The sequence below is a fragment of the Shewanella ulleungensis genome (genome assembly GCF_014648315.1).
Classification (GTDB): Bacteria; Pseudomonadota; Gammaproteobacteria; order Enterobacterales; family Shewanellaceae; genus Shewanella; species Shewanella ulleungensis.
Genome location: NZ_BMQW01000009.1, coordinates 31,967 through 55,391, shown reverse-complemented (window position 1 = coordinate 55,391; position 23,425 = coordinate 31,967). Strand labels below are relative to the sequence as shown.

The 23,425-nt window shown below is 40.1% G+C and carries 19 protein-coding genes, 1 pseudogene and 1 riboswitch; of the genes and pseudogenes, 9 read left to right on the top strand and 11 right to left on the bottom strand.

What is annotated here, in order from left to right:
- Positions 1-2 precede the first annotated feature (2 nt).
- Positions 3-914, bottom strand: coding sequence for a recombination-associated protein RdgC (rdgC, locus tag IEY40_RS15785; protein ID WP_188957839.1), 912 nt, complete (start codon positions 912-914; stop codon positions 3-5).
- A gap of 326 nt (positions 915-1,240) precedes the next feature.
- Between rdgC and IEY40_RS15780 the strand changes: the two genes are divergently transcribed.
- The 5 genes from IEY40_RS15780 (at position 1,241) to IEY40_RS15760 (ending at position 8,036) form a co-directional block, all read left to right on the top strand.
- Positions 1,241-2,185: a porin gene (locus tag IEY40_RS15780; protein WP_188957837.1), complete on the top strand. Its 945-nt coding sequence runs from the start codon at positions 1,241-1,243 to the stop codon at positions 2,183-2,185.
- Between the two features lie 177 nt (positions 2,186-2,362).
- The gene (phoB, locus tag IEY40_RS15775; protein WP_188957835.1) at positions 2,363-3,052 is read left to right on the top strand and encodes a phosphate regulon transcriptional regulator PhoB; all 690 of its coding nucleotides are present in this window, start codon (positions 2,363-2,365) and stop codon (positions 3,050-3,052) included.
- Positions 3,053-3,224: 172 nt separating this feature from the next.
- The gene (gene phoR, locus IEY40_RS15770) at positions 3,225-4,520 is read left to right on the top strand and encodes a phosphate regulon sensor histidine kinase PhoR (RefSeq protein WP_188957833.1); all 1,296 of its coding nucleotides are present in this window, start codon (positions 3,225-3,227) and stop codon (positions 4,518-4,520) included.
- 337 nt (positions 4,521-4,857) lie between these two features.
- Positions 4,858-5,829, top strand: coding sequence for a PstS family phosphate ABC transporter substrate-binding protein (locus IEY40_RS15765; RefSeq protein ID WP_188957831.1), 972 nt, complete (start codon positions 4,858-4,860; stop codon positions 5,827-5,829).
- A gap of 368 nt (positions 5,830-6,197) precedes the next feature.
- Complete coding sequence (locus IEY40_RS15760; RefSeq protein ID WP_188957830.1) at positions 6,198-8,036, top strand: M1 family metallopeptidase; 1,839 nt, start codon at positions 6,198-6,200, stop codon at positions 8,034-8,036.
- 1,622 nt (positions 8,037-9,658) lie between these two features.
- Here the strand turns inward: IEY40_RS15760 and IEY40_RS15755 are convergent.
- On the bottom strand, positions 9,659-10,144 hold the full coding sequence (locus IEY40_RS15755) for a glutathione peroxidase (protein WP_188957997.1): 486 nt from the start codon (positions 10,142-10,144) through the stop codon (positions 9,659-9,661).
- 151 nt (positions 10,145-10,295) lie between these two features.
- Here IEY40_RS15755 and IEY40_RS15750 point away from each other — a divergent pair, with 151 nt between their 5' ends.
- Positions 10,296-11,693, top strand: coding sequence for a magnesium transporter (locus tag IEY40_RS15750; RefSeq protein ID WP_188957829.1), 1,398 nt, complete (start codon positions 10,296-10,298; stop codon positions 11,691-11,693).
- A gap of 148 nt (positions 11,694-11,841) precedes the next feature.
- Here the strand turns inward: IEY40_RS15750 and IEY40_RS15745 are convergent, their stop codons facing one another.
- The 9 genes and pseudogenes from IEY40_RS15745 to IEY40_RS15705 form a co-directional block, all read right to left on the bottom strand.
- Entirely contained in the window at positions 11,842-12,003 is a 162-nt protein-coding gene (locus IEY40_RS15745; protein WP_041413129.1) for a hypothetical protein, read from the bottom strand.
- A gap of 154 nt (positions 12,004-12,157) precedes the next feature.
- Positions 12,158-12,853 (bottom strand): annotated as a pseudogene (locus IEY40_RS15740) (SDR family oxidoreductase); the annotation flags it as partial.
- Between the two features lie 61 nt (positions 12,854-12,914).
- Entirely contained in the window at positions 12,915-13,334 is a 420-nt protein-coding gene (locus tag IEY40_RS15735; protein WP_188957827.1) for a copper resistance protein NlpE, read from the bottom strand.
- A gap of 185 nt (positions 13,335-13,519) precedes the next feature.
- Positions 13,520-14,653 carry a patatin-like phospholipase family protein gene (locus IEY40_RS15730; protein ID WP_188957825.1) on the bottom strand — a complete coding sequence of 378 codons (1,134 nt, stop codon included), beginning with the start codon at positions 14,651-14,653 and terminating at the stop codon, positions 13,520-13,522.
- A 179-nt stretch (positions 14,654-14,832) separates the two neighbouring features.
- Complete coding sequence (locus IEY40_RS15725) at positions 14,833-16,548, bottom strand: proline--tRNA ligase (protein ID WP_188957823.1); 1,716 nt, start codon at positions 16,546-16,548, stop codon at positions 14,833-14,835.
- A gap of 117 nt (positions 16,549-16,665) precedes the next feature.
- Positions 16,666-17,277 (bottom strand): acyltransferase, encoded by a 612-nt coding sequence (locus IEY40_RS15720; protein WP_188957821.1) that lies wholly within the window; start codon positions 17,275-17,277, stop codon positions 16,666-16,668.
- Between the two features lie 4 nt (positions 17,278-17,281).
- Positions 17,282-18,061, bottom strand: coding sequence for a tRNA (N6-threonylcarbamoyladenosine(37)-N6)-methyltransferase TrmO (tsaA, locus tag IEY40_RS15715; protein ID WP_188957819.1), 780 nt, complete (start codon positions 18,059-18,061; stop codon positions 17,282-17,284).
- A 122-nt stretch (positions 18,062-18,183) separates the two neighbouring features.
- A complete protein-coding gene (gene rcsF / locus IEY40_RS15710; protein ID WP_188957817.1) occupies positions 18,184-18,579 on the bottom strand; it encodes an Rcs stress response system protein RcsF in 396 nt (131 codons plus the stop codon).
- 141 nt (positions 18,580-18,720) lie between these two features.
- Positions 18,721-19,131: an H-NS histone family protein gene (locus IEY40_RS15705; protein WP_188957815.1), complete on the bottom strand. Its 411-nt coding sequence runs from the start codon at positions 19,129-19,131 to the stop codon at positions 18,721-18,723.
- A 434-nt stretch (positions 19,132-19,565) separates the two neighbouring features.
- Between IEY40_RS15705 and IEY40_RS15700 the strand changes: the two genes are divergently transcribed.
- The 3 genes from IEY40_RS15700 to IEY40_RS15690 all read left to right on the top strand — a co-directional run bounded on the left by IEY40_RS15700 (position 19,566) and on the right by IEY40_RS15690 (position 23,409).
- Positions 19,566-20,315 carry an electron transfer flavoprotein subunit beta/FixA family protein gene (locus IEY40_RS15700; protein WP_188957813.1) on the top strand — a complete coding sequence of 250 codons (750 nt, stop codon included), beginning with the start codon at positions 19,566-19,568 and terminating at the stop codon, positions 20,313-20,315.
- A gap of 1 nt (position 20,316) precedes the next feature.
- Entirely contained in the window at positions 20,317-21,240 is a 924-nt protein-coding gene (locus IEY40_RS15695) for an electron transfer flavoprotein subunit alpha/FixB family protein (protein ID WP_188957811.1), read from the top strand.
- 317 nt (positions 21,241-21,557) lie between these two features.
- Positions 21,558-21,772: riboswitch (Lysine riboswitch) on the top strand.
- 80 nt (positions 21,773-21,852) lie between these two features.
- Entirely contained in the window at positions 21,853-23,409 is a 1,557-nt protein-coding gene (locus IEY40_RS15690; RefSeq protein WP_283108047.1) for a Na+/H+ antiporter NhaC family protein, read from the top strand.
- The last annotated feature ends 16 nt before the right edge of the window (positions 23,410-23,425 follow it).

Below are 23,425 nucleotides of genomic sequence, written 5' to 3'. Positions count from 1 at the left end.
TATTATACGCTTTGTTCGAGTGGGCCAAATGCTTGATTAAGCGCATTGATAAAGGTGACTAACTCGCTGCCCATCAAAGCAAAGTCGGCATCAAGACGTGCAATAGGATCTTCGGTGCCAACTTCATCATTACCCGCTCTAAATTCTTCTGAAAACTTAATACGTTTTACGCTAGCATCAGATTGCATTAAAAAAGCGATCGATTGGCCAAAGTGTAGCGCTAATTTATGAACCTGTTTGCCAGTAGCGATATGAGCAAGCACTTCATCTTCTTGCAATACCTGTTGTTTAAAGCGAACGATTCCACCTTCATCAGAATCAGATTTTAATTCAGCTTCATCTTGCATCTCAAAAGGGGCTGGCGCTTCGCCTGCTTGTAGCCACTGCGTTAGTGTGGTTTCAATTGGTGTTGCAAAACTCAATGGTATTACCGGTAGACTGCCAACCGCTTTGCGTAATAATGCCAGTAGCTCTTCTGCTTTTGTGGCGCTTGAGCTATCTACTAAAATCATTTCGAGTTCGGGCATTATCAATGCGTGAGTTTGACTACGGCGTGAAAATGCCCGTGGTAATAACGTGGTGGTTATCTCATCTTTAATAGTGTCTTTTTCTTTTTTAGTGACCTTACGGTTTTCTTGTTCTTCTATTTCAGCCACTTTTTCATCTAGCGCTTCTTTAATTACCTGGCCGGGTAGAATCTTTTCTTCTTTGGTTACACAGATTAAATGACGATTTTCTGCACTATGAACTAATGCATTGCCTTTTTTGCCTAATGCATTTGAAAATCCAAACTTACTAATGTCTTGGCTAGAGCATGGAGAGAAAGTGAAATCGGCTAGAGCCGTTTCTAATGTTTCGGTATCAGTAGTAAACGGTTTGTTGAAACGATACAGGGTGAGATTTTTAAACCACATAGAATGCTCTCGTTAATTAACAGGAAAAATTTAGATAGTGCAGTTTACGGGATAGATGCAAAGCGGTAAACCTACAAAAAAATGCTATTTGTACCATGACTAATTTGCTTAGAATGAGAATTCATCAAATTGTCACATTTCTAAAATCGTCCTTGAAACCATCGCTGTAGCTATGTTTGAGGTTTTTCTGGTGGGTTTTAATCAGTGAATATCAGCCATTAATGAATTAGTGAAATATTTCTGAAACATTTACAAGGCAGAATTCCGCTCGTTCCGATACAACTAACCCAGAATAACCATGACGAAATTTGCGTCAAAAGGATGAAATGATGAATGTTTTTTGTAAAACTCTATTAGCCTCTGCTATGGCAACTTCTTTAGTTTCAAGTGTATATGCAGCAGAACCTCTGACAGTGTATGGCAAATTAAATGTAACAGCGCAGTCAAATGATGTTGCTGACGAAACTGAAACGACTATTCAAAGTAATGCATCACGTTTTGGTGTAACAGGTGATTTTGAGTTAAGCAATTCATTAGAAGCTTTTTATACAATCGAATACGAAGTCAACACGGGTGATGACGACAAAGAAAACTTTTTAGCACGCAACCAGTTTGTAGGCCTAAAAGGTAACTTTGGTGCGGTGTCTGTAGGTCGTAACGACACTATTCTTAAAGTATCTCAAGGTAAAGTTGACCAGTTCAACGACCTTTCTGGTGATGTGAAAACCTTATTTAAAGGTGAAAATCGCATGGCTCAAACGGCAACGTACTACACACCAATGTTTGGTGATTTCCAAGCGGGTGTCACTTATGTAGCTTCTGGTGATTCAGACCAAATTGTTGGTGATAACACTACTGGTGAAGATGGCGTCAGCATGGCATTGATGTATGGTGACTCTGGTTTAAAGACTTCTTCTATTTATGCAGCAATTGCATATGATTCAAAAGTAAAAGGCTATGATACTGCACGTGCTACAGTACAAGGTAAAGTGGCTGGTTTGGTGATTGGTGGTATGTACCAACAACAAGAAGCACTAGATAGCGGTGTAACGGATAATGGTTTCTTACTAAGCGCTGCATATGACATCAATGATGTGACGCTTAAGGCACAGTTTGCCGACATGGAAAATAAAGGTGATTCTTGGTCTGTTGGCGCAGACTACAAACTCGGTAAGCCAACTAAACTATTTGCTTTTTATACCGCCAATTCGTTTGACTCAAATGATCAAGATGACAGCTATGTTGGTGTAGGTATTGAACACAAGTTCTAAGCCAAATTGCATTCGGTAGAAAAGGGCTTCGGCCCTTTTTTCATTACTGTGCGTAAACGGCAATTAAGTTTTTATGACAAAAAACTGTTTTTAATGGCAATATCGACCTCAGGGTCATGAAAGTGTAACAAAAGTGTCTAATAATACTCCTGTGGCAAATTAATGTAGAAACCCAATATGACAGCTAGGATTTTAATAGTAGAAGATGAATCAGCAATTCGTGAAATGCTGACATTTGTGATGGATCAACATGGTTTTACGACAGCTGCAGCTGAAGATTTCGATTCAGCAATTGAATTGCTTCAAGAGCCTTATCCAGATTTGATTTTGTTGGATTGGATGTTCCCTGGTGGCAGTGGTATTCAATTAGCAAAACGCTTAAAGCAAGATGAGTTTACCCGCCAAATTCCCATTATTATGCTGACTGCGCGCGGTGAAGAGGAAGATAAAGTCAAAGGCCTGGAAGTGGGCGCTGATGACTATATTACGAAACCTTTTTCTCCCAAAGAGTTAGTGGCAAGAATAAAAGCGGTATTACGTAGAAGTGCGCCAACGCGTTTAGAAGAAACGATAGACGTTCAAGGGCTTCAACTTGACCCTGTAAGTCATCGTGTCACCGTAGGTGAAGATGTTCTAGACATGGGGCCAACAGAGTTTAGATTATTACATTTCTTTATGACACACCCTGAGCGAGTTTACAGCCGTGAACAATTGCTCGATAACGTTTGGGGAACCAACGTGTATGTAGAAGATCGTACTGTTGATGTACACATTCGCCGTCTGCGTAAAGCGGTAGAGCAAGGTGGACATGACAAGTTGATTCAAACTGTTCGTGGTGCTGGTTATCGTTTTTCAACCAGAATGTAATGCGTATGCAGCAAATGAAGCTCTGTGATAATCAACAGAGCTTTTTTGTTTGTTGCCTAGCCACAATGGCCTATTTAGGCTATCTTGTGGTTCCTCGTTAATCCTAATAATCAGTAACGACACTATAAAGTTGAAAGTGTTGGCTGCGTTACTTTTAGCCATTAGGTTGCCTATGCTTAATTCGTATTCTGGATTCCGATTATTTTCTCGTTTAGCATTGTTATTGATACTATTTATATGTGTTGGTGCATTCGTGGATCAGATAGCTTTGGTCACTTTATTGGGAACCATTGGTTTGCTCGTATGGCATTACCGACAAATTACCCGACTTAACTTTTGGTTATGGAAAGATAAAAAATTAACCCCCCCCCAAGGGCAAGGAAGTTGGGAAGGGGTATTTAATGGTATATATCGGCTTCAAGGTAAAAATCGTCGGCGCGTCGGACAGTTAGCAACATTACTTGCTCGTTTTCGTCAGGGAGCAGAGGCGTTACCCGATGCCGCTGTTGTGCTTGATGCAGAGCATAATATTTTGTGGTGCAACAAACTTGCACAATTAGTTTTAGGGTTTGTCTGGCCGCAAGACAGCGGTCAACGAATTGATAACCTTATACGTCATCCTGATTTCTCAGCCTATCTTAGAAAAGCCGAATACAAAGAACCGCTTGAAATACCTTCGCCTGTGTCAGATAAGCGTTTACTTGAGATCCGTCTAATGAGTTATGGTGATAGGCAGCTACTTCTTATGGCGCGTGATATCACTCGGATCCACCAACTTGAAAGTATGCGTAAAGATTTTGTTGCCAACGTCTCACATGAGCTAAAAACACCGCTTACTGTTTTGCAAGGCTACTTAGAGATAATGCAAGGTATGGAAGACGATAATTCTCCAAACCAAAAGCCGTTATCACTGATGCAACAACAAACTTCACGCATGCAATCGATGGTAGAACAACTATTAGCCTTGTCGAGGATTGAAGATGCTACCGACATCGATTTATCAAAAACGGTGAACATGCAAGTAATGATGGACGTGCTTCGTGAAGAAGCTAAAGCGCTTGCTGGCGACCAATATACCTTAGAGTTTAATTGCGAAGCTGGATTAAATACTCACGGTAATGAAATTCAACTTCGCAGCGCCTGTTCAAACCTTATCTCCAATGCCATTCGTTATACAGCTCCTGGTGGCATTATTTCTGTGACCTGGAGAAGTGTTGCTACTGGGGGATTATTTTCGGTAAAAGACACCGGGGTTGGTATCGCACCACAGCATATTAATCGCTTAACAGAGCGCTTTTATCGCGTTGATAATGCTCGCTCAAGTAAAACCGGTGGAACAGGCTTAGGACTCGCCATTGCAAAGCATGCATTGAGTCATCACCACAGTGAACTTAACGTGACCAGCGAATACGGTAAAGGCAGTACATTTAGTTTTATCATTCCGATACATTTATTAGAAAGACAATAAATCACCACATTACATAAAACCTAAAAAGCAGCATTTATGTTGCTTTTTTTATTGCTGTAAAAAGTGCATATAATTGTCATAAAACGGCGGTATGGGTAAAAAATTCAGTTTAAAGTATGGGATTAAGACAGTGTTATTAACAATAAATGACTTAATAGGGGCAAAAGGTACTATCTAAGCTATTGATATCTTTAAACAGTGCTCCAGTTATGACAAATAAAGCAGTTTTAAGACTCGTGTCATACAACTGTCACATCAAAGTCATAGACTTGTCATCAATGAGGTCGATACTGACTACGTTTTAAAAACTTAGTACGCTTAATTCTGGAGCAATACAATGAAACTGAACAAACTTGTCGGCGCAATTACCCTTACAGCCGCTGGTGTATTCTCAGCAGCATCTATGGCTGCTATTGACCCAACATTACCTGTATATGAAAAAACAAGTGGCGTATCTGGTAACTTGTCTTCTGTCGGTTCTGATACTTTAGCTAACATGATGACGTTATGGGCTGAAGAGTTCAAACATATTTATCCTAACGTAAATATCCAAATTCAAGCTGCTGGTTCTTCTACTGCGCCACCAGCGCTTACTGAAGGGACTTCACAGTTCGGTCCAATGAGCCGTAAAATGAAGCCTAATGAAGTTGAAGCTTTTGAAAAGCATTATGGTTACCAACCAACAGCGGTACGTGTTGCAATTGACGCACTAGCTGTGTTTGTTCACAAAGACAACCCAATTACAGGTTTAAGCATTGAACAAATTGACAGTATTTTCTCATCGACTCATAAGTGTGGCGGTAAAGAGATTAACCGTTGGGGTGATGCGGGCTTAGAAGGTAACTGGAGCGCGAAAGACGTCCAGCTTTATGGCCGTAACTCAGTGTCTGGTACTTATGGTTACTTTAAAGAAAAAGCTTTATGTAAAGGTGACTTCCGTCCAAACGTTAATGAGCAACCTGGTTCAGCTTCTGTGGTTCAGTCTGTGTCACAGTCTCTAAATGCGATTGGTTACTCTGGTATTGGTTATAAAACTGCAGGTGTTAAAGCGGTAGCAGTTTCTAAGAAGGGTGATAAGTTTATCGAAGCCACTGCAGCTAATGCAGCAAACGGTACTTACCCATTATCACGTTACTTATATGTTTATGTGAACAAACACCCAAATAAAGATCTTTCGCCAATGGATCGTGAATTCTTAAGGTTTGTACTGTCTAAGCAAGGCCAGCAAATTGTTGAGAAAGATGGCTATGTTCCAGTTCCAACATCTGTTGTGACAAAAGATTTAGAAAAAGTAGGTATCAAGCTTTAATCGCTTAAGTTACCTAGTTTAAAAGGCCTCATTTGAGGCCTTTTTTGTTTTTACGAATCTGAAAAGCTAAAAAAAAGATAAAAAAAAGCAACCTAACTAAGAGGTTGCTGCTATTGCTAAAGGCAATACTGTTGATAGAGTGAAGCTACTATCGAATTAGGAGAATGATGATGAACAAAAAAACGCTACTAGCTACAAAAATTAAGTAATGCAAATTCGGTTCATATAATCAGACTGGGCGATTTCAATTTAGTTCAACATTTGTTTGAAAAAATATTAATTTTTTTTCAAACAAGAATTTGAGAATCATCAGCACTCACTATTTAGGCGACAAGTGTCTTGAAAAACGCCGTTTATATGAAAATGATATGATATTTCCAATTAAAGCTAAAAAAGAGGCAAAAGTGACTAACTCATTTGATGTTGAAAAGGATTACCATTCAAGTGCAAATACAGATGCCTTATGTGTACATCACCTTGATATTGCGCTAACTGTGGATTTTAGTACTCAGCAACTGAGTGGGTCGGTAACGCTATTTTTTAATCGCAAAAGGGCACAGTCGGTATTGATCATTGATGGTCGTGATTTGTTTATTGATCAGGTAACAGATTTAAATGGGCAACCATTAGACTATGATTGTGAAGATGTTAATCCTACTTTGGGACAGCGATGGTTGATAGAGGTCGGCATGCTGAACACACAAGTGGTCGTGCATTATCATACCTCTCCTAAGGCCCAAGGGCTGCAATGGCTCAATGCACAGCAAACCTTAGGCAAGCAGTTACCTTACTTGTTTAGTCAGTCGCAGCCAATCAATGCACGGAGCTGGTTGCCTTTACAAGATAGCCCTAAAGCGCGAGTAACGTTTAATGCCACGATCAAAGTTCCTTTAGGGCTTCGCGCGGTAATGAGTGCTAATAATAATCCCATCATGCCTGAAGATGGCATATTCACTTTTAGCATGGATAAGCCTATACCTACACATTTATTAGCCATCGCAGTAGGCGATTTAGCGTTTAAGGAAACAGGCCCTAGAAGTGGTATTTATACTGAGTCTGGTATGTTGGAGGCTGCAGTTAACGAATTTGAAGATACTGAATCAATGCTCCTAGTTGCAGAGTCTTTACTTGGACCTTATGCATGGAGTCGCTATGACATGATTGTTTTACCGCCAAGTTTTCCATTTGGCGGTATGGAAAATCCAATGTTGGCATTTATGACCCCAACATTAATTGCTGGTGATAAGAGTTTGGTTTCAACCGTTGCACATGAGCTTGCCCATTCATGGACAGGTAACTTAGTGAGCAATGCAACTTGGCGAGACTTATGGCTTAATGAAGGTTTTACCACTTATTTTACCAATCGAATAGTTGAAGCTGTATACGGTAAAGAACAGGCCGAATTGGAATGGGTAATTGAATTTGGGCGCCTGCAAGAAGAAATGCAATCGATGCCTTTAATCGATCAGACATTACCAGCGAATGTGCAACATCGCGATCCTAATTTAGCATTTAACCGTTTTACTTACGATAAAGCATCGATGTTTGTTCATGAACTTGAAAGTCGGCTTGGGCGTGCCGCATTTGATGCGTTTTTAATTCGATACGTTAATCACTTTGCTTTTACTGCCATTACTACAGAAATGTTCGTTGACTATGCAAAACAAACGTTACTCGTTGAACATGGCGATAAGATAACGATTAATGAATTATCTGAGTGGATTTATGGGCAAGGATTACCTGCTTGGTTTGTGGGGCCGACATCAACGAGTTTTGACAAAGTTGACTTAGCGTTAGCGCAATTCATTAGCGGCACTGCAGCTAGTGAATTATGCGTGAAACAATGGCGTGTCCATCATTGGCAATATTTTTTGAGCAAATTACCGTTAATCGTTAGCCAAGCCATGTTGTTGGATTTAGATGAGGTATTTAGCTTTACCGGACATCACAATGCAGAAATCGCCTGTGATTGGTATCGTGTTGCTATTCGCAATCTATTTGATCCTGTATTGCCTGCATTAACAAAGTATTTGTGCAAAATTGGTAGAGGTAAATTTGTGAGGCCATTATTTATCGAACTGCAAATTGCGGGTTATCACCTAGAACTCAAGGCTATTTATACTCAAGCTCGGCCTAGTTACCATCCTTCATTGCAAGTGCAATTAGACTCGTTACTTCATTTCGATGATATTAAGACTGACATATAAAAAAATGGCAGCCTATTGGCTGCCAAAATAAATCTTTGTGGGTTGTCATTAACAGTGCGCTAGCGTGCTAATACTGCCCAATGGGGATGATGATGAACAATAAACATTAAAACTTGTAGCAGTAACTAAATCCTAACCTAACCTGAGGTGAGTAAACCACTTTGCCGTGTTTGATTTAACTCCGGGGGAGAAGGCTAAATCATGTCATTGCAACTCACATCAACCACATCTAATTCGTTACATATAATCAGACTGAGCTTTATTAAAAAAGTTCACAGAAATAATCAATTTTCTAAATTTATTTTACCTGCATTATGTTGAGCCGCTTAAACCAAACCAAAATATTATTTCAAAGCAAATTTTAGACAAAAAAATGGCAACCAATAAGGCTGCCTAAGTCGTTCTTTACGGGGTGTCATTAACAGTGCGCTAGCGTGTTAATGCTCCCCAAATAGGGATGATGATGAACAATGAACATAAATCTGTAGCAGTAACTAAATCCTAACCAAAGTTGAGGTGAGTGGGATAAACTACTTTGCCGTGTTTGATTTAACTCCGGGGGAGAAGGCTAAATCATTGCACTGCAACTCACATCAACCACATCTTATTCGTTACATATAATCAGACTGGGTTTTATTAAAAAAGTTCACAGAAATAATCAAATTTTTAAATTTATTTTACCTGCATTATTTTGAGTCCTGAAACCAACCAAAACTATTATTTCAAAGCAAATTTTAAACAAAAAAATGGCAACCAATAAGGTTGCCTAAGTCGTTCTTTACGGGGTGTCATTAACAGTGCGCTAGCGTATTAATGCTCCCCAAATAGGGATGATGATGAACAATGAACATAAATCTGTTGTGGCAAGTCAGTCAAAAGTGTTGATATTCACTTTGCTACAAACTAGAAAAGATGGAGGTGGACATTTTCTAGTTTGCGTTTCTACTTGCTACATATATTCAGACTGAGTGAATGGTACAAAGTTCATAAAATTTTTCACTTTTAGGAGGTATTTATTTTTTTGCAATAAAATCAGGTATTTAGAGTTAAAATCTTAACCTTCACCTTCACCAGTCACATCAGGATACATATGTGTCGTATCAACTCGCACTAACCATTCCTAGGTAAACGTAGCCTAATCTAATAGTGATTAGTACCTAACAAAACCGCTTATTAAAAATGAGGAAAATGGTGTGGTTCATTTAACAACAAGGCTTCGTTTTTAATTTTAACCCTATTGCAGCTGAGCTGTAGGCATAAAAAAAGGCAATCAACTGATTGCCTATCGATCGACTTTTCGATCAAGGGGACCGCGCTAGAGGTCCCAGGGAGATGATGAACAATAGATGAACAAAAAAAGTAAATCTAACTGTTATTTATTTTGAGTACCAAAGAGATAAAAAGTTCAAAATAAATGCATAATTTATACGAAACAAAGCAAAATTTTTTGATAACTTTTATAAATCAGGTACTTATAAAGCATATCTTTATAAAACAATGTTGACCACTATTGTGTATACTGAACTCTTACGCAAGCTTAACATCACGATATCAACGTGCAGATTTATCATCTGTTCGATTTAGGTCCGCTGCTTTATACTCAATGCTAAAGTGTGTAAGAGTTAAGCTAAAAGTTTTTCTATTAGTTCTTTTAACTCTTCAGGTTTGGTCGTTGGAGCATAACGGTTAACGACCTTGCCATTTTTATCGACTAAGAATTTGGTAAAGTTCCATTTGATAGACTCGCTGCCAAGCAAGCCTTTGGCTGACTTTTTAAGCTGTTGATATAGTGGGTGAGTATTAACACCATTGACTTCAATTTTGCTGAACAATGGGAATGTCACACCAAAGTTAAGTTCACAGAACTGGCTTATTTCTTCTTCGTTACCTTGTTCTTGCTTACCAAATTGGTTGCATGGAAAACCTAAAATCACTAAACCTTTGTCTTTATATTCTTGATTTAATACTTCAAGTGATTGGTATTGAGGAGTAAATCCACATTTGCTGGCAGTGTTAACAATTAATAAAACTTTGCCTTTAAAGGTTTCCATCAGGATATCATTGCCTTTAATGTCTTTTACGGTGATAGGGTAAATTGCACTGTTCATCATGGAACTCCAAAATGTAAAAAATTAACTATAATATATAGCCTATTAGTTAGCAATTTAATTGTGCGCAATCTAATATATCTATTTGCTTATCAATAACAATTTCAATATAGTTTGCGCTTATTTAACTAGTAGAATTAGGGGCGTGCTTATGAGTGATTTAAAGAACGAACTTAACTCTGAAGATGAAATCGAAACCAGCTCATCCCCTCAGGCTGATGTTAGCCAAGTGGTGCTTCAATTAACCGAAGCAGAAGGGGAAGAGCAAGCCGAAGTGTTCAGTGAAATCTTGATTGATGCTGAACCTGGTACCATTGCATTATTACTCGAATCATTACCGCTTGATGAGCGTTATGAACGTTGGCAACAAGTTGACGTAGAAGAACGTGTCGATGTCCTTAACTTAATGCGTGCAGATCCTCGTTTAGGCATTTTAAAGAAAATGCCAGATGAGGAACTTGATTTACTCTTTTCGCAATTAAGTCCCGAAGATCTCATTGAATGGAGTGACTCGCTTCCCGACAACATCACTGATCGTGCATTGGCACAGATGGGTGAACGTCAGCGTAAGCATTATGAACTTTATAACCAATATACTGAAAATGAAATTGGTCGTTATGCCGATCACCAAATGTTGGCATTAAGTCCTGCATCAACAGTTGCTCAAGGTCAGCGTTTTTTTAGACGTATCGACTTAGACTGTAATGATCATTTATTTTTAGTTGATGTGAATGATAAATACCTTGGTACCGTTCGACGCTACGATGTATTCAAAACGGTGGACACTGATACCACACTGCAATCATTAAAGTGGGATGATAGCCGTGTTATTTCTGCTGATTCATCGCTAATTGAGGCCGCTGAAGCGATTGAGCACAGTCGTGAACTTGAGCTACCTGTGGTCGATGAAGACGGTATATTAATTGGCCGTATGACCTTGCGTACAGCTACTGCTTTAGTGCGTGAGCATTATGAAGCGCAATTAATGGCAACGGCGGGTATGGATGAGCATGACGATTTGTTCGCCCCGATTTTTGTTGGCGCTAAGCGCCGTGCTGTGTGGTTAGGTATTAACTTACTGACAGCATTTTTAGCGTCTGCCACCATTGGTATGTTTGAAAACGTATTATCTCAGGTGGTTGCGTTAGCGGTATTAATGCCAATTGTAGCTTCTATGGGAGGGATTGCAGGGAGTCAGTCATTAACACTGATGATCCGCGGTATGGCTATGGGGCAAATCACTGCTGGTAACGTGATGTCGTTAATGAAAAACGAACTCGGTATTGGTGCGCTAAATGGCACCTTATGGGCGATTGTTATCGGGATCATTGCTGGATGGTGGTTCGATGATAACGTGATGGGTATTGTTATTGCTTGTGCTATTTTGATCAACATGGCTGTCGCGGCAATCGCTGGGGTAATGGTACCGATGATTTTGCAGCGGTTTAATCAAGATGCGGCTCTGTCTGGTTCTGTTATTTTAACCACTGTGACAGACGTTGTTGGATTTTTCACCTTTTTAGGTTTAGCTTCAATACTGTACCTGTAAAAGAGAAATTTACAGTACTAATATAGCTAACGTTAACAACTTCATGTTGATAAGAAGATGGTCTTGAATATCCAAGGCCATTTTTTACAACAAAAAAGCAAGTTGCAGGCAACTTGCTTTTTAAACTTGATGAGAAAATCCTGTTAAACTATTTCCACTTAGCAGGTGCGAACTCCATTTCAGCATTATCGTCAAAGTAACGACGTTTAGTATCACGACGACGTTGTTTTACCTTTTTCGATTTCGGTTTTCCCTTGATGTTATCGCCCCATGGCGCATCATCTTCATCAAATTCAAATGAGTGTGACATTTTCAACATTCCAGATAACTGTACCGCTGTTGGTACAGCCCCTTTTTACCTAAAGTTAATAATAAGCTAAAGCGAAATATTTCATTCTTGACGGTAAAAATTATTGCACGTAAAAATGACAATCAAATGACAGTTTAACTTTTAGTTCAGCTCATCAATCTTTGTTGATTGAGCGCGAATAAAGGCATTGAGCTAATTGCTGCTGCCAAGGTTTAGGTTTGGAGATTGAGTGCGAAAGTCTGGTATCTAACACACTGAAACTAGGGCGTTTAACTGGCGAGTTATAATTTTCAGATGTTACAGGCGTCAATGTCACAGTAGCGCGCATTAACCCTAATGCTGTAGCTTGTGACTGTATTTCTTTAGCAAACTCATACCAGGTACACATGCCTGCATCACTCCAATGGTAAATAGCGGACCATTGCTTTTGTAAACACAGTTTCCATAAAAAGTGAGCAAGATCATCAACCATCGTTGGGCAACCTGTTTGGTCGTTCACCACATTAATGTTGGGGATAAGGCCTTGAGCTAACATTGCGTTATTGTGTTCTTGTGACATGAGTTTCAACATGGTAGTGACAAAGTCTTTGCCACTATAATGATAGAGCCAAGAAGTGCGAATAATGCAAAACTGATTTGATTGCTGATCTAAAATAACGTCTTCGGCAAGTAATTTTGATTGACCATATACATTAATTGCTGATGGTGTTTGGTTAACTGTATAAGGACGTGATGATAGTCCATCAAAGACATAATCTGTAGATAATTGGATGAACCTAATACCATACTGACGGGCCGCTTTAACCATAAACCTAACTGCATCAACATTCGTTTGCATGACTTGTGTGGCATTTGATTCGGCACGTTAATAAAGCATGACACATTTGTGCAATAAATCTGAGTAGGGATAATTAACTGTCTACGGGTTGGCTTAGGTATTTTACTTTATCAACCCGATAGCGCTCTGCATCAGGGCCGATAATTCTTTTATGTTCTATGTCTAATAGATAGAGATGATCTGGCAATACCTGGTAAATATGGCCGCGGTCTAATATGATAATGTTGCCAGTTTTATCCCACTGAAAAGTACCGCGCCCCTGGAACGGGTAAGGGTCACTACCTAACCTTACAGTATGTATGATGTAATCATTGGGATGAAGAAGCTCGATCGTTGTATCCATGCCTTCGCAACTAGGACAAGGAAAAACGCCATGGTAAACCCCTTGCCATTGAACTGTATTCATACTGCTGTTTGCAATATCGTCAACAACGGGAGGTTGTTGACCACACCCAAACAATACTAAGCTAAGTATTAACCATGTATTTTTCATCTAAAGTCCTTTTAGACATCACATTTTTGTGATTGTTATTGCTATCGGGATGGATTATTGATGGTTTCAGTTACTAACACTTATGTATTGTTTATGACTCAAGATATGTTGATTTACTATCTCTTAATCTTGAACATCTCTAATGTGTTATGTGTTTTTATACCATAGTTTTTAATTTTTCAACGTTATACTTTAGTTGTGATTTCAAAAAACTGTTTTATCTCATCTATTTGATCCATAGCATCTTGATAGCCTAAATCGATTAACGTACTTGTGTAGCTCTTTTCGAATAATAAATAAGATACGATACTCGAATCAGATTGCCGATTAATACCAAAAAGCTTTAACAGCGTCCTAATGGCGAATGGCATATCATCATAAAAACGCGCTGCTATCCGACTGAGATCTTGACTTGGTTTTATGACTAAGGTGTCTATATGTCGAAGATTCAATACCTCCTTGTCTTGTGACGATATCATCGATAGTGTGTTGTTAACACGCTGTAAGCGTTCTAAATCACTGTTGAGTGTATCGGAGAAAATGGTATCTAATAAGTGGCCTGCAATAGTGGCCGTTTTGGGGTGGTATTCAAACTCGATAGGAAAATGTTTGTGCGGGCTGTCTAGATTAATCACAAATATTTTATTGGCCCCTAAATGGATTGGACTTGAAAGAGGTGACAGTTGGTGTACCGAGCCATCACCATAATAAGCCTGATTCAGTTTAATTGACGGGAACACCATAGGAATGGCTGAACTTGCCAATAAATGTTCCGTATTCAATAAACTTCGTAACCCAATCCGCCTAGCTCTTTGCCAATCCTCAATGTTGTCGTTACCTTGATAAAAGCTGTACGACCGTGAGTTATTGTAGCAAGAGGCATCGACACTAATTGCTGTTAACGCTTTATTACTAATATTTCGATCTATTCGTTTAAAGTCGATAAGGTTATTGAGCAGCTCTCGCAACGGTTGGTTATCCAACAAACTACCGGCATCAGTGTTAACTTTATCGTCTTGCAATCCTTTAATTGCCATTCGCCCTAAATGACGGAGCACTTGTGTAATGCGAGTACGATACACTTGTTTTGTTTCGAAGTGACGCCAAACCCAATCGAGTTTTTTGACCGCAAGATGAAAGCAAGATGCGTGCGTGGCTAAAGATGTGGCGTTAATGGCGCCTGCAGAGGTGCCACAAATAATATCAAATGGCACATGGTGATTACGCGGGTAAAATTGTACTAACGCTTTAAGCACACCAATTTGATATGCGGCTCTAGCGCCACCGCCACCCAAAACTATCGCTGTAGAGATTGGCAATCGATATCCTCAATAGAGTAATTAGAGATGATACTAGTATGAATTCTTTTGTTATTACATACCAGTGAGTAAAATGTCTAATCGTACAATACGATATTCCATACACAGTTCATATTAAGGCCAATAAAAAACGCACTATAAAGTGCGTTTTTTTAGTTTACTAATGATGCTAGCGGTAGTTAGCCTTTAGCTGCATTTGTCAAAAACTCAACAATTTGGTCGAATGGAATATCTTGTTTCTCTCCGGTGCGGCGGTTTTTGTATTCAAATACACCAGCATCGATATTGCGATCACCGATAACCACAACATGAGGTAAACCGATTAATTCCATATCAGCAAACATCACACCGGGACGTTCTTTACGATCATCCATTAACACTTCAACGCCAGCGTTTGCTAGGTCTTGATAGAGTTTTTCAGCAATGTCAGCAACGCGATGAGACTTATGCATGTTCATCGGTAAGATACCGACTGTGAACGGGGCAATGGCTTCTGGCCAAATGATGCCGCGGTCATCGTTATTTTGCTCAATGGCTGCAGCCACTATTCGACTGACGCCGACGCCGTAACAGCCCATTAATAACACCTGAGATTTACCATTTTCGTCTAATACAGTGGCATTCATGGCTTTAGAGTAGTTAGTGCCAAGTTGGAAAATATGACCGACTTCAATACCACGTGCCATTGCATAAGTACCAAGGCCATCTGGTGTTGGTTCGCCTTCAACAACGTTACGGATATCTGCCGTTGTTGTTAACGGTAAATCACGCTCCCAGTTAATACCAAAATAATGCTTGTCTTCAGTATTCGCTCCAGCAGCAAAGTCGCTCATCACAATCACACTGTGATCGACAATAACAGGCATTGTTAAACCTACTGGACCTAGTGAACCAGGGCCTGCGCCGATGGCGTCACGAATTTCAGCTTCTGATGCAAATTCAAATGGCGAGGAAACTAATTCAAGTTTGTCTGCTTTAATTTCGTTAAGTTCATGGTCGCCACGAATAACCAATGCCACTAATGGTGCTTCTTCTGTTGCACCTTTAACAATTAATGTTTTTACAGTTTTGGTAATGTCTAAACCAAACTGCTCAACTAATTCTGCAATGGTTTTGGCATTAGGTGTATCCACTAACGTCATTGCTTGAGTTGCAGGTGCGCGAGTTTGAGTTGGGATTGGCGATTCAGCTTTTTCAATGTTAGCGGCGTAATCGCTACCTGTTGAGTAAGCAATTAAGTCTTCGCCACTGTTTGCAAGCACATGGAATTCATGTGACATGTTGCCACCGATAGAGCCGGTGTCTGCCAATACTGGACGGAACTCTAAGCCCATGCGAGTTAAGATGTTACTGTATGCGGTATGCATAGCATGGTAAGTGTTGTCCATGGTTTCTTGATCTAAATGGAAAGAATAAGCATCTTTCATCAAGAACTCACGTGCGCGCATTACACCAAAACGTGGACGAACTTCGTCACGGAATTTGGTTTGTACTTGATAAAGTGTCAGTGGTAACTGCTTATATGAACTGAGTTCTTTGCGCACTAAGTCAGTAATCACTTCTTCGTGGGTTGGCCCCAGCACGAAATCTCTGTTGTGACGGTCTTGAAAGCGAAGTAATTCTGGGCCAAATTTTTCCCAGCGACCGGTTTCAACCCATAAGTCAGCAGGCTGAACTAGCGGCATTAATATTTCGATGGCACCTGTTTTGTTCATTTCTTCACGAACAATGGCTTCTACTTTACGCAAAACCCTTAAACCAGAGGGTAACCAGCTGTAAAGACCTGATGCATTACGACGGATCATACCAGCGCGAAGCATTAACTGATGACTAATCACCTCTGCATTTGCAGGGGTTTCTTTTTGTGTTGAAAGCAGGTACTTACTAACTCGCATTACCGATGTCCAAAATAGTAGCTATGAATGAGCGTCATTTTAGCACCTGCATCAATGATGTCACCTGATAATTCGACTCAATATAAGGCTTTATGGTGCTTTATAGGTATTAGGCGATTATTTATCTCGCCTGTCACCGATCAGTCGGGCTGGATTACCGGCTACGATTGCATAGTCTGCTACATCTTTGGTCACAATGCTGCCCATACCAATCACTGCATGGTTGCCAATGGTTACGCCATCTACAATCCCTGCCTGGGCGCCAATCCAAACATCTTCGCCAATAACCACACCTTTAGAGTGTGCGGGTTGTTGATATATTGGAGTATTAGGGGACATGCCATGATTGAAAGCATAGATAGTGACGTTATTTGCAATACGTGTTTGATGACCTATTTTAATGCCATTTCGCCCACCATCTAAACTACATCCATGATTAATCGCGACCTCATTACCCAATACTATTGGTCCATGCATGAACACATCTGCGGCAATCATGCATTGATTACCAATGGAAATATCGCGACCTGGCTCAGCAAAAAGTTGTGCTTGTGGTGCTATAAAGCAATGCTCACCAATATGGATGGTTTCGAGTTGACTCAGTTGCTGTTGAATTTCATCTTGCCAAGGTTTGGCCCACAACAAGTGTTTAGGTTTTAATGAAAAATACAACCAGGGCATCCAAGATAAGCGTTTTTTGTGCTGAGTTTGATAGTCAATATCTGCCATGATGTTAATCCTTAAGCAGTTCAACTTGAGTTGGTTTCAGTTCTAATACTTCAATCCCATCAGGTGTGATATGCCAAAAAATATCTAAATCATATAAAGCCACTTGGTATAGCTTCGGGTCATCTTTGGTTTTTTTGTAAGCTGGGCGCGGATCTTGGGATAACACACCTTCAATGAGATCTGCCAAGCCCTGATATTGCTCTTGCGCCGCATAGTGCGTAATTTGTGTCATTGCGATATTGGTGTAGCTGACAGATATAAGTAACGGCGCGTCTTGGGCAATTCCGCCTTTGGCATCTAAAATCGCATCTGAAAAAGGGATGTAGGGCTTAATGTCAATAATGGGGGTACCGTCTAATAAGTCCATGCCAGAGATAGCCAGACACACTTTACCCTTACGATTGACTATGCCATGAAGTTTTACGACAGATTGACCGATGCCATTAGGTCTAAATGTTGAGCGGGTGGCAAATACGCCTAGTTTTTCATTACCACCAAGGCGGGGCGGGCGCACGGTGGTTTTCCAGCCTTGGGCTAAATTTTCATGAAAACAAAACAGTAGCCATAAATGAGAGTATTGCTCTATACCTCGAACAGCATCGATATGATTAAATGCAGGCTCAAACTCAATGTACCCTGTCGCATTAACTAAACCAGGTTGACGTGGAATACCAAACTTTTGTTTATATGGCGTCCGGCAAATAGCAACAGCATTGATTTGGTTGCTAAAGGAAGCCTTGGTTTTAGGTGTATCTTTATGAGTGTGTTCGGCATCTTGGATCATGCAATACCTGAAATAAGCTGAATGTAGAATTAAAGACAATAAATAACATGATGAGTAATATTGCCATGGCTCATCATGTTATTTATTGCCTAGCGGCTATGTCGTACTGACCCAATAGTAAATTATTTAACGTCAGCAGTTTTGATTGCTTGGCCAACACAAAGCGCGCGGCTATAGCAGCTATTATCTGGTTCGTTAATCATAAAGCAGCTTTTAACCACAAAACCATTGGCACCTAAGTCGGCGGCGGCTCGCCTTGCATTACTGCGCGCATCTGAAATCTGTGGTGGAGTCTCTTTTACCGTTTCTTGGCAAGCTTCACCTTCAACTAAGCCCAATACTTCAAAATTACCTTTTGGTTGAACTTCACCGTCATATAAAACCACATCACCAACTTTAAAGTATTCGTTAATGGCCTTACCGTCTAAATTACTTTTGAATACATAATCACTTGCACAGGCAGTCAATAAAAGTGCAACGCCCGAAAAAACCAATGCGTGTTTAACAGAAAAAATCATAGCCGTAGCCTTTAATGAAATAGTAGGAATCAACTGCTTAAGTTTACCTTGTCTTCTAGTGATGATAAAGCAGTCAAATAAAAAGGGCTTACCTAAGTAAGCCCTTTTTATGGTTAATCAATAAATAGCTTATTGAAAAACTTATTCCATACCAGGAATTAAAAATTCTTTGATATCTTTACCGCTTTCAACTTGGGTTTTAAATACTGTTGGCATACGACCTTGACCAGTCCATTGCACTAATTCACCGTCAACAGTAATTTGATATTTTGGTGGGCGTGGAGCACGTTTTGCTTTTGCCGCTTTCGGTGCTGAAGTCACATCACCTAAATCTTCAATTGATAAACCGCTATTTTCAATTTGCGCTAGAATTTCAGCAATGCGTGCATTACGTTCAGCATTTGCTTCAAGTTCTAATTTCTCTTCTTCTTCGCGGTCAGCGATAATTTTTTCTAACTTAACAGCTGTGTCACGTAAATCATCAAGAGACAATTCTTTAACTGCTGCTTTAAAACGACGACCGTGGGTTAAAATATCTAGAAAGTCACTCATGTTGTTTAGTTTCCTAATGATTTATTTTAAAAATAAAATGTTTAAAAGATAAATTGTTCAACTTACAAGGTAAATTCCAGTATTGCATATGGTTTATTTAGGCCGTTTTTATTAATATTGATGAGATTAAATCCCACAACGTTACCGATATACTATTTAATAATACTGAATATAAGCGTAATAATAGAAACTATTTGTTATAGGATCAAATTAAATTACCTTTAATGTCTAATATTTTTTAATAAATCTTAATTGTTAACCCTCTATTGTTTAAATGTTGTTTAGTTTGGTTGCCAGCCTGAAGACAAAAAAATCTAAACAAGCGTTTGACTTTTATTGACGTTAACGTTAACAGGACGTAAAGTGATCCCATATTGCACTGGCAAACGCCAGTGTGTTGTCCACATACATTGAAGGTGTAGTAAGGAAAACCTATGAAAATATTGGTGCCTGTTAAACGCGTAGTCGATGCCAATGTGAAAGTCAGGGTAAAAGCTGACAACACAAATGTTGATACGACGAACCTTAAAATGGCGTTAAACCCATTTTGTGAAATTGCAGTAGAAGAAGCCGTTCGTTTAAAAGAAGCTGGTATTGCCACTGAAGTTGTCGTGGTAAGTGTAGGGGCCAAAGTTGTTCAGGAGCAATTAAGAACGGCAATGGCACTGGGCGCAGACAGAGCCATTCATATTGAAACTGATGAAGAGCTGGTGCCATTATCAATTGCTAAGCTGTTAAAAGCGGTACAAGAAAAAGAACAAGCACAGCTAATCATATTCGGTAAGCAGTCCATTGATGGCGACAATAACCAAACCGGTCAAATGCTTGCCGCATTAACGGACATGCCTCAAGCCACGTTTGCTTCTGAAGTGAAGCTTGATGGCGACATGGTTACAGTAACTCGTGAGATTGATGGCGGCTTACAAACGTTAAAAATGCCTTTACCCGCTATTGTCACCGTTGACCTTCGTTTAAATGAGCCTCGTTATGCTTCATTGCCAAACATCATGAAAGCTAAGCGCAAGCCATTAGAAACCCTAGCGGTTGCAGATCTGGGTGTTATTCTGAAAACTCATCAAACTGTCATTAAAGTGACCCCTCCAGTGGATCGTAAAGCCGGTATTATGGTGTCTTCAGTTGAAGAGTTAGTCGAAAAGTTAAAAAACGAAGCGAAGGTGATCTAACATGGCCATTTTAGTATTAGCGGAACACGATAACGTCAGTTTAAAATCTGATACGGCAAAAGTGGTTAGCGCAGCCGTTGCCATTGGTGGTGATATTCATGTGCTTGTTGCGGGCGCAGATTGCGGAGCAGCGGTTACCGCAGCACAAAGCCTTGCCGGTGTGAGTAAAGTATTGGTTGCGGACAGTGCTGAATATGGCGCGCAACTGGCCGAAAACTTATCAAAACTAGTCGTTGAGCTTGCTGCTGATTACGACCATGTTTTAGCTGCGGCAACCAGTATTGGTAAAGATACCTTACCTCGAGTAGCAGCACTGTTAGACGTGGCACAAATTTCTGAAGTGATAGAAGTGGTTAGCAGTGACACTTTTGTTCGTCCTATTTATGCCGGTAATGCATTGGCGACAGTGCAAAGCTTAGATGCTAAAAAAGTTATGACGGTGCGTTCTAGTGCGTTTGATGCCGTTGATGTTACTGGCAGCGCTGATACAGTAAGTGTAAGCCAAGTCATTGCAGCTCGTACTGAATTTGTATCGCAAGCTTTAACAGAATCTGCCCGTCCTGAACTGGGTAATGCTGGCATCATCGTTTCTGGTGGTCGTGGCATGGGTAGTGGCGAAAACTTTGCTATTCTTGAGCAGCTTGCTGATAAGTTAGGCGCCGCTGTTGGTGCATCACGTGCCGCAGTCGATGCTGGTTTTGTTCCTAACGATTTACAGGTAGGTCAAACGGGCAAAATTGTTGCACCTGACTTGTACATTGCTGTTGGTATTTCAGGGGCGATTCAACACCTTGCCGGTATGAAAGATTCAAAAGTGATTGTGGCCATTAACAAAGATCCTGAAGCACCGATATTCCAGGTGGCAGACTATGGTCTAGTGGCTGATTTATTTGAGGCAGTTCCTGCATTAAATAAATTAGTTTAATCCGGTCCGTTAGCTCATTTTAAAGTAACTCATCTCTTGATGGTGCTATAGACAATAAAAAGGTTTCTACTTAATCAGTAGAAACCTTTTTTATTGGGCGTATTATACTTAAAATCGCTTAGTTGTTGTTTTTGTACTCAGTGTGCTCGGTGTACTAGTGTTTATTTGATTTAAAAACGTTAAACTAATGCTGTTAGATTGTAGGGTAAGTTATCGTTATTGTTATTTACTCTGCAATTTAGCGCTTATTGCTGGCGTGCAATGTGCCGTTTATGGTTGTATGTCGGCCGCTATTTGTAATGTGTGTGTTTACAAGAAGCGAAAGTAGAGGTGCATTGCATAAGAGTCATGTTGAATTGGGTGATTCCAATAATTCAACATAAAAGGATGCAATGCCGAAATAAATGAGTTTATCACTCTCATTTGTTGGGGCAGTTCTCGAAAGGGACTGCACTGTCATAGTGTTTTTATCGACATGATAAAAAATGATATTCATATTAATTGAGTATGACTGTGGAGTGCTACTAGTAAAGTTAACACATACACTTTCTGTGTAAGCTTAACTTTATTTCTAGTTATCCTGTTCGTATTCAGCGAAGAAATAATTAAATTATGATGATAAGTTATGCCGATTCGGCACTGTCAGTTTTGCCACCACTTTTGGCAATTACCTTGGCTATTTTTACCCGTAAAGTACTGCTGTCATTAGGGGTTGGTATTCTCTTAGGCGCGTTATTACTCACAGATTTTTCTATGATTGGCAGTGGTGAATATCTTGCCAATACCGTGAGTCAATTAGTGTGGAAAGACGCGGCACTAAATAGTTGGAATGTGTATATCCTTGGCTTCTTAATTGTACTTGGGATGATCACTGCATTAATAACTGTAAGTGGTTCTGCACGGGCATTTGCTGATTGGGCCAAACTGCACATTCGCAATAAACGAGACGCTAAGTTAATGACCATGTTTTTGGGTTGCGTGGTGTTTATTGACGATTACTTTAACAGCTTAGTTGTCGGTTCTATTTCACGTCCGATTACTGATCGATACCATATTTCGCGCGCTAAACTGGCGTATATTCTCGATTCTACAGCCGCGCCTGTTTGTGTTATTTCTCCGGTTTCAAGCTGGGGCGCATACATTATTGCATTAATTGGCGGTATTTTAACGGCGCATGGTTTTGCCGATGCGGGTCATTTGAGTGTTTTTGTGCAAATGATCCCAATGAATTTTTATGCGGTGTTTTCGTTGTTGTTATTGCTATGCGTTGCAGCCTTTAGTTTAGATGTTGGCCCTATGCGTCAACATGAGCTTAATGCGCTTCGTGGTAACTTATTTGACGAAACTAAAGGTCAACCTCCAGGGGCAACAACGGATTTACCTGAGGCTGATACCGGAAAAGTGATAGGCCTATTTTTACCGATTGCGATCTTAGTGTTTGCTACAGTGTATTTTATGGTGTCAAGTGGCGCAGACTCACTCGCTGCAAGTGAATTACCATTTAGCGTATTAGGCGCATTTGAAAATACCGATGTCAGTTCATCGCTTTTCTTTGGCTCGCTTGTTGGCTTTATTGCTACCGTGGGACTTGCCATTCAGCAAAAAGTTGAATGGTCGATGTTGGTTAAAGGCATGGTTGTGGGGGCACGATCAATGTTACCCGCTATTTATATTTTGCTGTTTGCATGGACAATTGCAAGTGTGATTGGCCAGCTAGAAACAGGTAAATACATGGCAAGCTTAGCGACCGATAATATTCCTTTTGCTTTATTGCCTGCGGTATTATTTGTATTGGCAGGGGTAACCGCATTTTCAACGGGTACTAGCTGGGGCACATTTGGCATCATGTTGCCAATTGCAGCAGATATGGCAATGGGCAGTGACAGTTCCATGATGTTGCCGATGTTAGCAGCTGTGTTGTCTGGTGCGGTATTTGGTGATCATTGCTCACCGATATCAGATACCACTATCTTGTCATCGACAGGCGCCAGTTGCCACCATATTGACCATGTGGTGACTCAATTACCTTATGCACTCATTACAGCGTTTATCAGCATCGTTGGTTATACCGTTTTAGGCTTTACAGGCTCATTAATGGCGGGTTTGATAAGTTGTAGTGTGTTGTTTGTTATTAGCATCGTGATATTGCACTTTTGGGCAAAAAAATAATCGTTAGCGTTAACGC

Bases quoted from the DNA above. Each gene is read 5' to 3' on its own strand.
- rdgC (WP_188957839.1), bottom strand. From the start codon at position 914: ATGTGGTTTAAAAATCTCACCCTGTATCGTTTCAACAAACCGTTTACT.
- IEY40_RS15780 (WP_188957837.1), top strand. From the start codon at position 1,241: ATGATGAATGTTTTTTGTAAAACTCTATTAGCCTCTGCTATGGCAACT.
- phoB (WP_188957835.1), top strand. From the start codon at position 2,363: ATGACAGCTAGGATTTTAATAGTAGAAGATGAATCAGCAATTCGTGAA.
- phoR (WP_188957833.1), top strand. From the start codon at position 3,225: ATGCTTAATTCGTATTCTGGATTCCGATTATTTTCTCGTTTAGCATTG.
- IEY40_RS15765 (WP_188957831.1), top strand. From the start codon at position 4,858: ATGAAACTGAACAAACTTGTCGGCGCAATTACCCTTACAGCCGCTGGT.
- IEY40_RS15760 (WP_188957830.1), top strand. From the start codon at position 6,198: ATGATATTTCCAATTAAAGCTAAAAAAGAGGCAAAAGTGACTAACTCA.
- IEY40_RS15755 (WP_188957997.1), bottom strand. From the start codon at position 10,144: ATGAACAGTGCAATTTACCCTATCACCGTAAAAGACATTAAAGGCAAT.
- IEY40_RS15750 (WP_188957829.1), top strand. From the start codon at position 10,296: ATGAGTGATTTAAAGAACGAACTTAACTCTGAAGATGAAATCGAAACC.
- IEY40_RS15745 (WP_041413129.1), bottom strand. From the start codon at position 12,003: ATGTCACACTCATTTGAATTTGATGAAGATGATGCGCCATGGGGCGAT.
- IEY40_RS15735 (WP_188957827.1), bottom strand. From the start codon at position 13,334: ATGAAAAATACATGGTTAATACTTAGCTTAGTATTGTTTGGGTGTGGT.
- IEY40_RS15725 (WP_188957823.1), bottom strand. From the start codon at position 16,548: ATGCGAGTTAGTAAGTACCTGCTTTCAACACAAAAAGAAACCCCTGCA.
- IEY40_RS15720 (WP_188957821.1), bottom strand. From the start codon at position 17,277: ATGGCAGATATTGACTATCAAACTCAGCACAAAAAACGCTTATCTTGG.
- tsaA (WP_188957819.1), bottom strand. From the start codon at position 18,061: ATGATCCAAGATGCCGAACACACTCATAAAGATACACCTAAAACCAAG.
- rcsF (WP_188957817.1), bottom strand. From the start codon at position 18,579: ATGATTTTTTCTGTTAAACACGCATTGGTTTTTTCGGGCGTTGCACTT.
- IEY40_RS15705 (WP_188957815.1), bottom strand. From the start codon at position 19,131: ATGAGTGACTTTCTAGATATTTTAACCCACGGTCGTCGTTTTAAAGCA.
- IEY40_RS15700 (WP_188957813.1), top strand. From the start codon at position 19,566: ATGAAAATATTGGTGCCTGTTAAACGCGTAGTCGATGCCAATGTGAAA.
- IEY40_RS15695 (WP_188957811.1), top strand. From the start codon at position 20,317: ATGGCCATTTTAGTATTAGCGGAACACGATAACGTCAGTTTAAAATCT.
- IEY40_RS15690 (WP_283108047.1), top strand. From the start codon at position 21,853: ATGATGATAAGTTATGCCGATTCGGCACTGTCAGTTTTGCCACCACTT.